Origin of the sequence: Roseimaritima multifibrata, assembly GCF_007741495.1 — a bacterium.
GTDB classification, from domain to species: Bacteria; Planctomycetota; Planctomycetia; order Pirellulales; family Pirellulaceae; genus Roseimaritima; species Roseimaritima multifibrata.
In genome coordinates this window covers 1,320,118-1,334,294 of record NZ_CP036262.1, presented here as the reverse complement: position 1 = coordinate 1,334,294, position 14,177 = coordinate 1,320,118, and the positions used below count along the sequence as shown (strand labels likewise).

13 protein-coding genes are annotated in these 14,177 nt (G+C 54.2%); 8 read left to right on the top strand and 5 right to left on the bottom strand.

Annotated elements, in window-relative coordinates; genetic code table 11:
• Position 1: 1 nt before the first annotated feature.
• On the bottom strand, positions 2–2,584 hold the full coding sequence (locus FF011L_RS05050; RefSeq protein ID WP_218933024.1) for a secretin N-terminal domain-containing protein: 2,583 nt from the start codon (positions 2,582–2,584) through the stop codon (positions 2–4).
• A 302-nt stretch (positions 2,585–2,886) separates the two neighbouring features.
• Between FF011L_RS05050 and FF011L_RS05045 the strand changes: the two genes are divergently transcribed.
• The 4 genes from FF011L_RS05045 (at position 2,887) to FF011L_RS05030 (ending at position 5,734) form a co-directional block, all read left to right on the top strand.
• The gene (locus FF011L_RS05045; RefSeq protein WP_218933023.1) at positions 2,887–3,321 is read left to right on the top strand and encodes a TadE family protein; all 435 of its coding nucleotides are present in this window, start codon (positions 2,887–2,889) and stop codon (positions 3,319–3,321) included.
• 61 nt (positions 3,322–3,382) lie between these two features.
• On the top strand, positions 3,383–3,862 hold the full coding sequence (locus tag FF011L_RS05040; protein WP_246109750.1) for a TadE/TadG family type IV pilus assembly protein: 480 nt from the start codon (positions 3,383–3,385) through the stop codon (positions 3,860–3,862).
• 60 nt (positions 3,863–3,922) lie between these two features.
• Entirely contained in the window at positions 3,923–5,182 is a 1,260-nt protein-coding gene (locus tag FF011L_RS05035; RefSeq protein ID WP_246109749.1) for a vWA domain-containing protein, read from the top strand.
• A 63-nt stretch (positions 5,183–5,245) separates the two neighbouring features.
• Positions 5,246–5,734 (top strand): hypothetical protein, encoded by a 489-nt coding sequence (locus FF011L_RS05030; protein WP_145350597.1) that lies wholly within the window; start codon positions 5,246–5,248, stop codon positions 5,732–5,734.
• Positions 5,735–5,763: 29 nt separating this feature from the next.
• On the opposite strand, the gene FF011L_RS05025 is transcribed toward FF011L_RS05030, so the two are convergent.
• Entirely contained in the window at positions 5,764–6,543 is a 780-nt protein-coding gene (locus tag FF011L_RS05025; protein WP_145350596.1) for an AAA family ATPase, read from the bottom strand.
• Between the two features lie 96 nt (positions 6,544–6,639).
• Here FF011L_RS05025 and FF011L_RS05020 point away from each other — a divergent pair, with 96 nt between their 5' ends.
• On the top strand, positions 6,640–7,410 hold the full coding sequence (locus FF011L_RS05020; RefSeq protein WP_218933022.1) for an RsmE family RNA methyltransferase: 771 nt from the start codon (positions 6,640–6,642) through the stop codon (positions 7,408–7,410).
• Between the two features lie 426 nt (positions 7,411–7,836).
• Complete coding sequence (locus FF011L_RS05015; RefSeq protein WP_246109748.1) at positions 7,837–8,835, top strand: hypothetical protein; 999 nt, start codon at positions 7,837–7,839, stop codon at positions 8,833–8,835.
• A 320-nt stretch (positions 8,836–9,155) separates the two neighbouring features.
• On the opposite strand, the gene FF011L_RS05010 is transcribed toward FF011L_RS05015, so the two are convergent.
• The 3 genes from FF011L_RS05010 to FF011L_RS05000 all read right to left on the bottom strand — a co-directional run bounded on the left by FF011L_RS05010 (position 9,156) and on the right by FF011L_RS05000 (position 12,217).
• Positions 9,156–10,343 carry a phosphoglycerate kinase gene (locus FF011L_RS05010; RefSeq protein WP_145350594.1) on the bottom strand — a complete coding sequence of 396 codons (1,188 nt, stop codon included), beginning with the start codon at positions 10,341–10,343 and terminating at the stop codon, positions 9,156–9,158.
• Between the two features lie 91 nt (positions 10,344–10,434).
• Positions 10,435–11,301 (bottom strand): methylenetetrahydrofolate reductase [NAD(P)H], encoded by an 867-nt coding sequence (gene metF / locus FF011L_RS05005; protein WP_145350593.1) that lies wholly within the window; start codon positions 11,299–11,301, stop codon positions 10,435–10,437.
• Positions 11,302–11,380: 79 nt separating this feature from the next.
• Entirely contained in the window at positions 11,381–12,217 is an 837-nt protein-coding gene (locus FF011L_RS05000) for a phytanoyl-CoA dioxygenase family protein (RefSeq protein WP_246109747.1), read from the bottom strand.
• Positions 12,218–12,336: 119 nt separating this feature from the next.
• Here FF011L_RS05000 and FF011L_RS04995 point away from each other — a divergent pair, with 119 nt between their 5' ends.
• Both FF011L_RS04995 and FF011L_RS04990 read left to right on the top strand, forming a co-directional pair.
• Positions 12,337–12,852 carry a HEAT repeat domain-containing protein gene (locus tag FF011L_RS04995; protein WP_145350592.1) on the top strand — a complete coding sequence of 172 codons (516 nt, stop codon included), beginning with the start codon at positions 12,337–12,339 and terminating at the stop codon, positions 12,850–12,852.
• Complete coding sequence (locus FF011L_RS04990) at positions 12,852–14,129, top strand: endonuclease/exonuclease/phosphatase family protein (protein ID WP_145350591.1); 1,278 nt, start codon at positions 12,852–12,854, stop codon at positions 14,127–14,129. The genes FF011L_RS04995 and FF011L_RS04990 overlap by 1 nt, the downstream gene beginning before the upstream one ends.
• Positions 14,130–14,177 lie beyond the last annotated feature (48 nt).

Below are 14,177 nucleotides of genomic sequence, written 5' to 3'. Positions count from 1 at the left end.
CTCACCTCCGGTTGTTGTCAGAGGAGCGTTGATTTGACCGACGGCGATCGCTCGGAGCTTCACCCGTCAGCAGTTCCTGAAGCGCCGCTTCAACCGCCAGGACATTTACCGGAGTCACGACCTGAATGGATTGTTCACCCCGCGTGTCAACACGCTCAACCAACGCCTTAACTTCTTCGTAAAGAGCCTCAGGAGCGGTCACGATCAGTGAATTGCTTGGTTGATGGACAGCCAGTGTCATCATCGGCTCCAAGTCTCTGTCAGTCGCTTTGGCAGCGGCAGGCGTTTTGTTCCCATTCTGTTTCTTGGCTGCTGCAGCGGCGGCGGCCGTTGCTTTTGCGTCCTGTGGGTTGGCGCCTCCGCTGTTCGCACCGGCTCCCTGGCCAGCGTCTCGGAGCCGTCCAGGAAAGGCTTCGCGAATGACTTTTGCGACTTCCGTCGCACTTGTGTTCGCCAATTCGATCACATGCGACCGGCCGTAGGTCTCGATAGAAGTCAGGCTATTATCTTTGTCGATAACCTGAAGGTAGCTTTGAATCAATTCGATATCTGGCGTCGTTCCCTGTGCGATCAAGCGATTCAGACGCGGATCGGCCACCACGGTGATGCTTCCGGCCATCATCGTCACCGTTCCTTCACGGCTGGTTACGATGCTACCGAGATAGGAATCGAAACCTGAGCTGACGTAACCATTCACAAGCGAACTGGTTTCTGTCTCTTTCGCCGATTCCCCTCCATCAAGCAATTCGGCAAGCATGCGAATCGCATCCGCAGCCTTTGTGTATTTCAAATAGAAAACAATCGGCGGGGAGGCCTCCGTTTCCATTGGGCCAGAAATCGTCAGGACGAGTTCTTCGATTCGGTTCAAAGCGTTTGTGTCCTCCGATTGCAACAACAAACCTCGCGGCGTCACTTGACAATGAACCGGAGCCATACTGGTATCGTTGGTCGGATTTAACAGACGCGGGACAGCCGGTTCCGTGCTGGCGGTCCAAGGGGGCTTGGCTGCAGAGACCGATAGGTTGTCAGCAACAGCTGAAGATTCCTGGGCCTCGTCCGTCGCATCTGCGATGACTCGTTCAGTAGCTTCTGCTTCGCTTGCTCCGGTCGTTTCAAAGAGGATGATCGGATTTTTAGCACGCCAAAATTGGGCGACGGTCTGCAGCGTCTGTTCGGCTTGCCGGTTACTTAGAGCCAGGACACGCAAATGTTCATCCGATTCGCTACCGGTCGTGGCAGAGGAATCCAGCCCCGTCACGATCTGTTTAATTTGTTGCAATTGACTTGCTTTGGCACGAACAAAAAGACGCCGATTTGCGGGGTCGGCGTCAATTTTGGGAACATCCTTGTCCGAGTCATCTGGGTCATCCAGCGGATCGGGCAGGTCTAACATCTGTTTCAGCAAGCTGATTGCTAGGTATGGATCAACATTCTTCAGCGGAATGACTTCGAACTCTGCTTGGGACGCTTGCAGCTGGGTGACCGTCGCGGCAATTTGATCCTGAACCGCCGGAGTCGCTAAAGCAACCACACTGTCGGCATCACGATCCATCGACAAACGCACCGATTCGCCTGCCAACATGGTCTGCAAAACGTCATAGACGATTTCGACATTGCCACCATCCACGGGGTAGGACTTCAGAAACGCCGTCTCATCACGCACCCCAACATTCTGTTCGGGTTGATCGATCGCTTTGACCAACCGTTCAACCAACATGACTTTATCTTCAACTCCCGTGACAAATAGATTTTTGCCCTGCAGGTCGGTGGAGACACTCACATCGATACCAATCATCTCTCCAGTCGCCAATCCGAGGTGAGGTCGAGCGACAACCAAGATGTCCTCAGCATTTACATGCTGAAGCGCAAAGTCCTTCACGACAGCCGCTTCCATGGGAGCCGGCTTAAAAGCTGCGAGAATCGCTTCGACGCTTTGCAGTTTCTGAACCGTATCGGTAATCATCAACTGATTGGTTTGCGAAAAGACTTTGGGTGGTGACATCAACTGCAAACCGGACAACTCCTGGACAACACTCTCAGAATCCAGCTCTCCAAGCGAGAACAGACATTTCGCTACGGTCCTTCGATCCAGCTCCGGCAACTGCTCACGGGAAACCGTTTCGGCCAAGGCGTCTAGTTGCTGCATGCTGCGGGAATCGGTCAAGTGAATCAGCGACAAGAGATCCCCACTTCGGACGAGTGCAAAGCCCTCGGGAAGCAAAAACAGATTGAGCCGGTCGATCGCACCACCAGGAGAGAAGGCATTGGGATCCGAGTAAGTAAAACTACCTGTGGGCAATTCATTCACATGGAGCGCCAGGCCAGCTTCCTCAGCAACCCACTGGATAACTTCTCGCCAAGGAGTTGCATTGAACGCAAACCGAAGTTCACCGTCGGTCGATTCTGCTACTTCCGGAGCTGGCACTTCCGAATCCGCTACTTCAGGAGTCGCCACTTCCGGAGTTGTGTTTTCCGGAGTTGTATTTTCCGGGACCTGGGCAACAGCTGGCGATATCGAAAGAGCGGTTAGGATGGCCCAGCTTGTCAAAGCCAAACCGAATCGAGCGGATTGGGAGCGGTTCATGGGGGTCATTCACTGAAGCCTACTGCTGGCCAGGAATGCGAGCAGAACGGCTGGGGGGTAGGGAGCGTGAAACAGGTCGGCGATGTCAATCGAGGTGGGGTGCTGCGTTTGCATCAGATCGCCGAGACGGGACCTCCAGAGTACCAGAAAACCAAGCAAATTCAAGAATAATCGGCGTATAACCCTGCAGAGAGTGGAAAACGGCGAATTTTTGCGGCGCCTCCGTATTTTGTGAGCTACGCTTCAAATTGAACGGAGAACTGGAAGTAGATTCTCCTCGATTTGATATGGAAAAACCTCAAATGCGTCGCCGTAAAAACCATAACCGCCCCATCCGACGAGCCCTTGCAACGGCTGAACTGGCCATTTGCCTACCGATCGTGCTAGCGATTTGCGTCGCCACCATCGATCTCTGCAGCGCGATGTTCCTCAAAGAATCGTTGACAATCGCCGCCTACGAAGGTTCTCGGCTGGGGATCATGAAGGGTGGCACCAACGCTCGTGCCACCGCTCGAGTGCGTGAATTATTAGACGAGCGAAACATTACCTATGACGCCGGTTCGGTGGTCACCTTCTCCGACACGGACTTCGACACCGCCGACACGATGGAGCATATCACGTTGACGGTGGAGGCTCCTGCGGCCGGAAATCTGATCTCGGCAACGCAGTATTTCAATAACCGAACGATTCAGGCCCAGGTGGTGATGCGAAAAGAATACGCAAACCCATCGAACTAACCTTTCCTCAAACCGATTCAAACTTCGCTATCCATCCATAAACGATCGAAGACCAAAACCTATGTGGACGCTTCCGACCAATATCAACGCCCCACGACGCCGACGAAGCAACCGGCGGATGCTCGGGATGCGCGGAGACCGGATGGGAGCCGCGATCGTTGAATTCGCGATCGTTGCGAACGTCATGATCTTGATTGTGTTTATCTGCATCGAATTCACTCGCCTGAACATGATGCGAAACCTGACCCAAGATGCCGCTTACTTTGCGGCTCGAACCGCGATGGTTCCCGGCGGGACCGAAGCGGACGCGATCACTGAAGCCAATCGAGTCCTCGGAATCATGAACACCCAAAACGCCACGATTACCGTGAACGATGGGGGCGGCCTGACCACCGATTCGCGAGAAATCCACGTGACGGTTTCAGTACCGATTAGTGACAATGCTCTCTTTGTCCCGATGTTCACGGGCGACAAGACTTTGGAAGCAACCGCATCGATGCGGACCGAAAGATATGACGGATTTTACAACGGCACTGAATAGTTTTCATCTTAGTAATACAGCTTGATTTCCACCTTTTGAGTCTTACGAAAGCGAACAAAAATGATGAACGTTAAAAGAAAACGCGGCCCCCATAACCGCCGAGGATCGGTATTGGTCCTACTGGCATTCCTATTGCCAGTACTAGCCCTCCTGGCTGCCTTTACGATCAATTCTGCCTACATGCAGATGACACGTACCGAACTGATGGTTGCAACGGACGCGGCATCGCGTGCGGGCGGTCGTGGACTGAGTGAATACCAAGACGTTGACAGCGCCCTCGCAGCTGCCCGTGCCACGGCGGCATTGAATACTGTCGCGGGCTCTCCTTTGCGAATCAATACCGCTGAAGGCGAAGATGTTGAATTCGGCCTCGCATCGCCAGCGGATGCGAATTCCGATCGTTTCTCGTTCACTCCCGTATCGCGTTCACAAGCCGTCACTGGAGACGCAGCTAACGCTGTGCGAGTCTATGGACGACGCGAAAACGGATCGCTAAGTGGTCCTGTCAATATGATCTTCCAAGGCTTCGTCGACCGAAAGGTCTTCCAGCCCAAACAGAGTTCCGTAGCAATGCAGGTCGACCGTGACATCGTTCTGGTCCTGGATCGTAGCGGTTCGATGAGCTGGAAAGACTACGATTGGCCAGATGGAACGAACCCAAACAGCAATACAGTGAAATACGCCGCTTACCAAGCTGGCCTAATGACCTATGACAGCTACCGAAACCGCTACAGCTATGCTCGTGGCGTCTCCAGCGATGACTACAACGACTGGGCCTGGGAAGAATACTTTGACCTCGGGCCAGCGCCAGTACGTCCTTGGGATGACTTGGTACTAGCCGTCGAAGCATTTTTGCAGGTTCTAGAGGAAACGCCTCAAATCGAACGCGTCGGACTAGCAAGTTATTCGTCTTCGGGATCGATCGATCTGCGATTGACGGACAACTATGCCGATGTCATGGCGGAACTGGCAACCTTGGGGCCAAGTGGCAACACCGCCATCGGATACGGGATGCAAAAAGGCAAAACCGTCATCCTGGATGAAATCAATGGCCGCCGCTACGCAGCAAAAACCATGGTTGTCATGACCGACGGGATGCATAACACAGGGACCGATCCACGGACCGTTGCAGAGGACATTGTAAATTCCGCAAAGGTCACGATCCATTCGGTGACATTCACCAGCGGAGCTGACCAGGTTCGCATGCAAAGTGTTGCCGACACCGGCGGTGGGCAGCTGTATCACGCAGAGGATGGTGCCAGCCTGATCGAAACGTTCCGCGAAGTCGCCAACAACTTGCCGACGATTCTAACCGAATAGTGGCCACGTGCCGCTAGAAATTTATCGGAGCAGTCACTGCTCGAAGGACTTAAACGGAGAACCATGCACGACCTACCCCCCTTGAAATCCCATTCAGAGCAAGCTGAAGCGACCGATTCTTCGCCCCCGAAATTCCAGTGGTGGAAAGGGGTTTCGATCGGCTTGATCGGCTTTGCAATCTTGCTTGCGTGGGCTCAGGGGCATCGACAAATGGTCGATTCGGATCCCGTTGCGGTGATCGAAAAAAGCGAGCAGCTTTCTCCGCAAGCCCAGAACCGACTGCGAGCCAAGTTCTTGCAGTCTCCTGAATCCCTTAGTGATGAAGAGTATCGTAACGCAGCCTTAATCGACGAACGAAGTCTTCACCGCGAATTGCAAGCAAGACACAAGCGAGCTTATCGCAATGATGTCGAACCGATCGACCGTTGGCAAAAACGGATCAATCAATTGGAAAAGCAATTGAATGGTGTGACCGAAGCTGAAGAAGGGACAAACGAATGGAGTCTGCTGCGACAGCTTGAGCAAACGCGTGCTGAGAAACCAGCATCCTGATCCAGACAACCATTCACGCGGTGTAAGACTTACGCCGCGCGGACAAATTCGTCCTGGACCGCTTCGATCCACTCGGCCTGAATTTCAGACAAACCGTGGGTCGCCCCCGAAGAGAGTGCCAGTTCTGCCAGATGGGCAATGATCCCGATCCGCCCATCCCCCAGTTCGTGCATTCGCACCAAAGCACTATCGCTGAAAATCTGGGTAGTGCCTCCTGCATCTTTGATCCTTGCACGGACAAACTGCATCGTATCCCTGAGTGAAAAAGTCGGCAGGTCGATACGCAATGGGCATTGCCCCAGGTTCACTGCCAAGGAGGGCAGATTCTCTGGATGGGTCGATGCAATAACCGTTAACCAGCGGTTTTCTGAAACCAGTGAACCGGCCAACTGCGCAATCTCTGCGGTTGCATCATCGATTAGCCACAACGTACGGACTTGCTGCCTAGCCGACGCAAGGATCCGATCGCCAATCGCTCGCCAAGGTGCTTCGCCGTTGCAAACACCCAACTGCATCGTCAAATTCTGTAGCGATTCGGCAGTCGTTCGGTGGGCACAGGTCGTAAGCGCAACATCGACCGCCGTATCTCCGAATCCACGACTCGATGCGACCTGATTAAGAAGCGTCGTCCGGCCGCTTCCCAGTTCGCCAATAAGGACACCTGTTCCGTGTCCGTTCTCCACTAAATAATGAAGACGCGCAAAGGCTTCTTTCTGTGGTTTGGCCGAGTGAAACGATTGTCCAAGTTCACCAGAACCGAAAGGGGCTCTGCGAAGTGACCAAAAAGCGTGGTAAGACATAGTACTCATAACCGCGTTGCATTCACTCAAATTCGAATGTCGATAGAATCGCACTATTCCATACTATCGGCCCTCCACCCCGCTGGCTTCAGAAGAAATGAAACGATGACACAACGTTACTACGTTCCCCAGTTGCCCCCTGACGGTGGCGAACTGGACCTTCCAGAGACCGAGGCTCACCATGCTCGCACCGTCATGCGAGCTCGAACAGGCGACCAGATCGAACTGTTCGATGGCGAGGGTGGCAGTGCAAAAGCAACGATTCAGCAGATCATTAAACGACAAATCATCTGCCAGACAGAACCGCTTCTACAGTCTTCCGACGGAATCCCGGTCCCTGTCGTGATGGGGGTTGCTTTCCCCAAGGGAGACCGCAGCAAACTGCTGATCGAAAAACTAACGGAACTAGGGGTCCAAGAATGCGTGCCCCTAAGTTGCGAGCGAACCCAGTTCGCCCCGTCCGCTGGAGCCATTGAAAAATGGCGTTCCGCAATGCTCGCGGCATGCAAACAATCTGGCCGCAACCGCTTGATGGAAATCGATAGCGGACACTCGGTGATCAATTGGTTTCAAGAACAACCGACAGCCGACACGAATTGGCTTAACTTCATCGCTCATCCTGAAACCGCCGAGAAAGGGAATCCAAGCCCCCCTTTCCAACAGTTGCTTGCAGAACAAATTCTCGCAGCCAAATCGCAAGATTCTGCGGTTGAACCAACCGGCATACGAATCGCGATCGGACCGGAAGGAGGATTTTCGCCAGACGAAGTAGAAGCGGCTGAGGCAGCCGGTTGGCAGACGGTCAGTTTAGGACAACTGGTCTACCGAATCGAAACCGCAGCGATTGTGTTGGCGGCGTTGGCCATCCATCGCTGAGGAAATCGCTTTAGCTAGGCTGATGGTCCGCGACTAAAATTTGACCAACCAAGATCCAGATTCCAACAAACGCAACACCAAGTGCGATGTGAATCATGTCAATGGACATAGCAGTTAACCTATTAGGGAGTGATCATTAAAATGGCCATCTCCCTGGCCTGCACTGCTTGGACTTCCCGTTCATCTAGCTCATGAATCGACTCGCAATCTTTCGAGCATTCATGGAGAAGTCCTCCCTGCATCGGTTATGTATCGGCCATCCATTCCGAAGCCGTTAGCCTATCTTTCGCATTTTGCAAGAAAAAGGAAAGCACTTTTTTCATTGCGACTGATTGGGTTGAAGTCTTTCGGTCGATTATGCCGATTACTCGTGCTAGTACGTCATAAAAGGCGGTAGCAAGGTCCAATCTCGGGGGTCACGCAGCGATGAAGTGGTATTTAAAATTTGCAGGTACGACGCTAGCAATCATGCTTCTGTCCGTTTCTGGGAAAGATGTTTCCGCTCAGCGGCCAGTCGTCCCCGGAACAGGAGTCCTGCTAACGGAAGTTGGGGACGATTTCGAAGACCCCAACTGGGATTACGTCCCGCGTGACCCCAAAAGCTCCGAAGACATTGACGAGAACCAACGCGGCCCCACAGGCAAAACGACGAATGGTCGTTGGTACGAAGGGGTTAAACGGGGTCATCCCGACATCGTTAAACGCGTCCCGATTCCTGAAGGTGGATTGCCTGGCAGTACCCATGGGATGATGCTGCGTTCGAAGTTCACGGGAATTCCCGGCCGCCCCAGCAACACCATGCATCAGGACGACTTTGTTGCCAACGTGCAATATCGTCTAAAACGAACGATCGATATTTCCGAAGTCCCCAGCGTGGTAACCCGAGTCTTCTTGCCGCCCGTCGCGGAATGGGAAAATCGAACCGGCCCCCAATTCGGTTTCCGCTTGGCCCTCGGGACCACTGCAATGGTCGAAAAGGAAATGATTTTTGGCCTGAAGCGCGAAGAGATGGGTGACGAAATTTACTGGCCCGGCATGTTCATCGAATTCGAAAGCAAATCGAATTCAAAAAAAGAACATGACTACGCTTTTTGGCGCATCCGTAGCAACAGTCGCGGTGGAGACATCCGCGGTCCCCAAGTAACGACCACCGGCTGGTGGACGCTTGGAATGTCTGTCACGCCAGACGGGATGGTTCACTACTATGCAAAACCAGGCGTCGAAGACCTAACCGAAGACGACTACATCACCAGTCAGTTCCCATACGGCTACCGAGCAGAACGTTTCCGAACCTTCTTCTTCAACGTCTGTAGCGCAGACGACGGGCAACGCTGGAGCACCAGTTACATCATCGATGATTCACGGGTCTATGCAGCTCGCCCTCGAGGCAACCTGGCAAGACAACGATCCAACGTGCAGCGGTAAGTACGGATCGTTTTTTGTATCAGCCGCGGTTGGCGGCTAGCTTCGGCAAGAGTTCCATCCCCGGACTTGCCCCGGGGATCGCAATGGGCAGTTCGCCTGCTGCCCGATCGAAACGCGGTTCTCTGTCGGCCCCAAAATCGCCAAGGGATTAGGGGCCGGCTGCGAATGTCGGGATGGGTAAATGGAACTGCCAGTGGTTACACCACTCGAGGGAAGCGAAACAGGTCCGTCAAGAAATTGACAAACACGTCATCGATAAATTCCGCCCCCCGAAGCCGCAGTCATGCAGACTGCAGACGGCAGAAACCTTCAAACCTGGACTAGGCTTCGTCCAAAATATCAACGGCAGCGAAACGCTGACCTTCTAGCATTGCCAGACTTGCTCCACCGCCGGTGCTTACATGGCTGACCTTGTCTGCGAACCCAAGTTGATCGACGGCTGCAGCACTGTCGCCACCACCGATGATGCTGATCGAATCGCTATCTGCGACGGCCTGGGCAACGATTTTTGTTCCTTCGTCGAAGGGGCTCATTTCAAAGACGCCCATCGGTCCATTCCAAACAACCGTTTTCGCCGACGCAATGATGTCCGCATACTTCTTGGCGGTTTCAGGACCGATATCCAGACCTTCCCAACCTTCAGGAATTTCCCCTGCTGCAACGACCTGTTTGTTACAACTGCCGGAGAAATCGTCGCCGCAATGAGTGTCGATAGGAAGTTGCAATTTGTCGCCGCCTGCAGCGATCAGTTCTTTGGCAAGGTCCACATAATCGGGTTCCACCAAACTCTTCCCAACTTTGCCCCCCTTGGCCAACGAGAACGTGTAGGCCATCGCTCCACCGATCAAAATGGTATCGCAGATATCAAGCAGGTTCTTAATCACTTTGATTTTGTCACTCACTTTGGCACCACCAAGGATGGCGACAAAGGGACGCTGCGGCGCAGAAATCGCATTGGTGAGGTATTCGATTTCGGTTGCCACTAGATGGCCAACGACTTTCGGTTTCCCTTCCATGGCCTGCGGAACCGCAAACATCGAAGCGTCTTTGCGGTGACAGGTTCCGAAGGCGTTGTTGCAGTAGATGTCGGCCATCGCTGCTAGTTTGCTTGCGAATTCTGCATCGCCCGCTTTTTCACCGGGATTGAATCGCAGGTTTTCGAGGATCACGACTCCGCCGGCTTCCAGGGCGGCCACTTTGGCCTTGGCGTCGTCACCGACGGTGTCGGTAGCAAAAGCAACCGGTTGGCCCAGCATTTCACTTAGTCGTTCTGCGGTTGGGGCGAGCGAGTACTTTGCATCCCCACCGTCTCCCTTGGGACGACCGAGGTGGCTGATCAAGATCAACTTGCCGCCACGGGAGATAACCGACTGAATACTAGACATTGCCGATTGAATCCGGCGGTCGTCGGTGATCTTGCCCGCATCGTTCAGAGGGACGTTAAAGTCGACTCGCATCAGGACCGTTTTGCCAGCAACATCGGTTTGATCAATCGTTTGTTTCGCCATCGTGGTTCAGTGCGTGGTTTGTAGGTATCGAATGAAAAGTAAAATTGGGTATCTGCCTCAGGAAGGATTATCGAGCCTCTGAGCCGGTTGGCTAGCGGGTATAGCCTTCCAGCATTTTTTCCGCTGCTTGGCTCTTATTCAGCACATAGAGATGCATCCCTGCAGCGTCGTTATCCATCAGATCTAAAAATTGCTGACGGGCATGTTCAACGCCAATTTCAAACTGCCAATCGGCGTCCTCGGGCTTTTCCTCCAAGCGTGCGACCAACGCGGGCGGAAGCTTTGCTTTACACATCGAAGTGATCCGCAAAGCCTGCTGCAGGTTGGTAATTGGCAGCAACCCTGGAACGATTGGCACCCGAATTCCGGCAAGGTCACAGGCGTCACGGAAGCGGTAGAAATCCGCATTGTCGTAAAACAACTGCGTCACCACGATGTCAGCCCCTGCATCGACTTTGCGTCTTAGGTTCGCCAAATCGCTCGCGGCGTCCACCGCTTCTTGATGAACTTCCGGGTATCCGGCGACCGCGATTCCGAACGGCTTTTTCTCGGCCCGAATCAATTCGACCAATTCGTTGGCATACTGCAGCCCACCGTCAACGGCTTGGAAGGTGGTTTCTCCCTTGGGCGGGTCTCCACGCAGGGCCACGATGAAATCGGTTTCCCTGGACTCGGCTTCTTTTAGGTATTCGCGGATTTCATCGCAGGTCGCTCCAACACAGGTTAAGTGGGACGCGACGGGCAGTTGAGTCCTGCGTCGGACTTCCGACAGAACCTCCAAGGTCGTTCCTTGAGTGGAACCGCCAGCACCGTAAGTACAAGTAAAGTAATCGGGCTGAAAAGCCATCAATCGATCAACGTGCTCATACAACGCCTGTCGACCGCTCTCTGTTTTGGGCGGAAACAATTCAAACGACAGGCCGCGGTGTCCGTTGCGGTAAAATTCAGCAAGCTTCATTGGAGTTGCGATTCAATCCTTGGGAGCATTGGCGGAGCAGGGTTCCGCCGGGCATGAGGGAGCTATATTTAAAACGACTTTAGTCCGCTTGGGGACGGGGCGCGTTTGGCCATTTTTCGGGGTCGGCTTCACCGGCAACGATGACTCCTTTTCGATTCCAGTCCAGCGACGCAGTGACATCGGCAGGGCAGTATCGCAGCGTCAAACCACAGCGGCGGCGGCCCGACTGATTCGCGGGCGAACCGTGCAGTAGCAGATCGCTATGGAGCGAAAATTGCCCGGCTTGAAGCGGCTCGGATTCTAGTTGTCCGTACTTTTCTGGCTGCGAAACCGTTTGGTTCAGCACGTTTCCCGAACTGGCATCACTTGCTTCGAAGTCGATCAAACCAAACCGATGGGAACCTGCAAAAACTTCCATACATCCGTTTTCCGCGTCCGCGTCATCAATGGCCAACCAGACGGTAACCGTTTTCGTGGGCGTCAGGGGCCAATAGCTACAATCTTGATGCCAGTCGACCCGTTTTCCATCGCCCGGCATTTTGCAAAAAAAGTGAGCTCCCCAGCCGATCACGTTGGGGCCTAGCAAGTCACAAACCGGAGCCACGATCGCGGGGTGGTTCAGCAGATCCCAGACCCGGGCGTGTTTCAGATGGGCGCTGCTGATCGAATAACTATCGTTTCCAGCAGCGAGAGTTTGATTCAATAAGCGGTCGAAATACTCCCGCAGATCCTCGGCTTGGGAACCATCATACGCGGTGAGTGGAGCGAGATACCCCGTTTCATTCCAGCGAGCGATCTCGGCGGCGGTAAGGGATTGTGGTGCGGCAACCGATGTGGGGAAAAAGCGAATGTCTCTTTCCAATTTCTCGATTTCGTCCCGACCGGGAATCATTGCAAAATCTGGTTGCTGTTGCACGCGATTTCCCTTTTAGGTATGGACAAACTATGGGGAGGATCCCCAACAACCAAAACGGCTGCCGTTGGGTAATTCTAAGGCCCCGGCGAGAAATTGTCTAAGGATGGTGAAATCGAGTCATGGATGGAACTCTGAGCGAATGGATCATCGCACTTTCACGCGCCCCTGAGCAGCGGGCAGAGGCGGCAAAACAACTTGCAAATGCCAAACAGTCGGTCAAGCCGGCGATCCTGGCGTTGGTGCGAGCGGCCGGTGACCGTGACGATTCAACCCGAATGTGGGCAGCGGAAGCGTTAGAAACAGCGGGAGCCCCGGATCCCGGTGCGGTTCCCGCATTGATTCAATTTTTAGAACCGTCTGCGGCTCAAGCGGATGGCGAATCGGCCTACTGGGCCGCAAGGATCTTGCGTCGCTTAGGGCCCGCTGCTTCGGCTGCGACGCCGGCACTGACGGCCGCGGTCAAGAATTCCCCCTACTTGGCCGTCCGTGAAGAAGCCGTTGCCGCACTGGGACGAATTGGCCCCGCCGCACGCGAAGCGTCGGAAACGCTTAGCCAAGCAGCCCAATCAGGGCCCCCTCGGCTGGCTCGCCTTGCCATGATCGCCCTGGAATCGATTCGTGGGATGGCCGCCTAGTGTTCTGGAAGACTAAAAGTCGCACCAAAACGCGACTCCCACTGACTCGATTCATCGGCCCCATCTCAGCCATCATGGGGCTGCTATCCCTATTGGGATTTGGAGTCACCAAAGGGATCGACCTATCGCGGTTCGACCGGGGCAATGAAGTGCTTGCGGAGGCCAAAGTGGCCGCCATAGCACGCGAACGAGCCGATGGCGAAGGACCGTTGCTGACGGAATTCAGGCACGCGCTGGCCAACAGTCCTTCCGAGCCAACCGATCCCGCTCAGGTAAACGGTCTTCCACAACCCAGCGATTTCGGTCACACCAACAACCAAGCACAGCCCAACCAAGCACAACCCAATGGCTCCGCGAACAACAACGCGGCTCTGGCAGGAAATGGCAATCCGCAACAGCCCCCGACGTCTTCGTCGGGCAATCAAAAGCCATTCGACCGAATTCGCATCGCTAGCTTCAACATCAAAGTATTCGGCAAATCGAAATCGGAAGATACCAATGTCATGGGAGTGCTAGCGCACATCATGCAGTTGTTTGATGTCGTTGCCATCCAAGAAGTTCGCTCGCCAGATTCTTTCCCCGTCGACAAACTCATCCAGCGAATCAATCAGGGGAACACGCGGTATGCGTCTAGCGTCGGAGTCGCTCAAGGGCGAAGTTCGCAGCTTGAACAATACGCTTACGTTTGGGATACGACCCGAATCCGAGAGATCCCAAACGCGACTTATGTCGTCAACGATCCAGAAGACCTAATGCATCGCTCCCCCATGGTTGCGACCTTTGAGTGCATCGTCCCCGCCAACGCGGGACGCAACGGTTTCAAATTCACGATGATCAATGTTCACACCGACCCTGACGAGGTGAAAGGGGACACGCCAGCGAATGAACTGAACGTGCTGGATGATGTCTATAAATCGGTCCGAGAGTTCGAGTACATGCGACAAGGGGAAGACGATTTCTTTCTCGTCGGCGACCTGAACGTCGATCCGCAACACCTATACGAACTGGGGCAGATTCCCGGTCTGCAGTCGGTTACCGGACCGACCCCGACCAATACTAAGGGAACCGCGATCTACGACCATATCCTGGTCGACCGGATGACCACCAGCGAGTTCACAGGAAGCGCGGGAGTCCTGGAACTGGTGCAACACTTGGGGTTGACTCCTGACCAAGCCTGGGCCGTTAGCGACCACCAGCCGATCTGGGCTGAATTTTCCATTTATGAACAACCGGCGTTTGGGGCAATCGCAACCCGCCCCCAAGCCAACGCCAGATAACGCTGGTGAATCGTCCCCTGCGGATGTAAGTGCCATGCTTTCCAAACC

What these genes read in the sequence shown, in the direction of transcription:
- FF011L_RS05045 (WP_218933023.1), top strand. Translation starts at nt 2,887, where the DNA reads ATGCGTCGCCGTAAAAACCATAACCGCCCCATCCGACGAGCCCTTGCA.
- FF011L_RS05040 (WP_246109750.1), top strand. Translation starts at nt 3,383, where the DNA reads ATGTGGACGCTTCCGACCAATATCAACGCCCCACGACGCCGACGAAGC.
- FF011L_RS05025 (WP_145350596.1), bottom strand. Translation starts at nt 6,543, where the DNA reads ATGAGTACTATGTCTTACCACGCTTTTTGGTCACTTCGCAGAGCCCCT.
- FF011L_RS05030 (WP_145350597.1), top strand. Translation starts at nt 5,246, where the DNA reads ATGCACGACCTACCCCCCTTGAAATCCCATTCAGAGCAAGCTGAAGCG.
- FF011L_RS05015 (WP_246109748.1), top strand. Translation starts at nt 7,837, where the DNA reads ATGAAGTGGTATTTAAAATTTGCAGGTACGACGCTAGCAATCATGCTT.
- metF (WP_145350593.1), bottom strand. Translation starts at nt 11,301, where the DNA reads ATGAAGCTTGCTGAATTTTACCGCAACGGACACCGCGGCCTGTCGTTT.
- FF011L_RS04995 (WP_145350592.1), top strand. Translation starts at nt 12,337, where the DNA reads ATGGATGGAACTCTGAGCGAATGGATCATCGCACTTTCACGCGCCCCT.
- FF011L_RS05020 (WP_218933022.1), top strand. Translation starts at nt 6,640, where the DNA reads ATGACACAACGTTACTACGTTCCCCAGTTGCCCCCTGACGGTGGCGAA.
- FF011L_RS05035 (WP_246109749.1), top strand. Translation starts at nt 3,923, where the DNA reads ATGATGAACGTTAAAAGAAAACGCGGCCCCCATAACCGCCGAGGATCG.
- FF011L_RS05010 (WP_145350594.1), bottom strand. Translation starts at nt 10,343, where the DNA reads ATGGCGAAACAAACGATTGATCAAACCGATGTTGCTGGCAAAACGGTC.
- FF011L_RS05050 (WP_218933024.1), bottom strand. Translation starts at nt 2,584, where the DNA reads ATGAACCGCTCCCAATCCGCTCGATTCGGTTTGGCTTTGACAAGCTGG.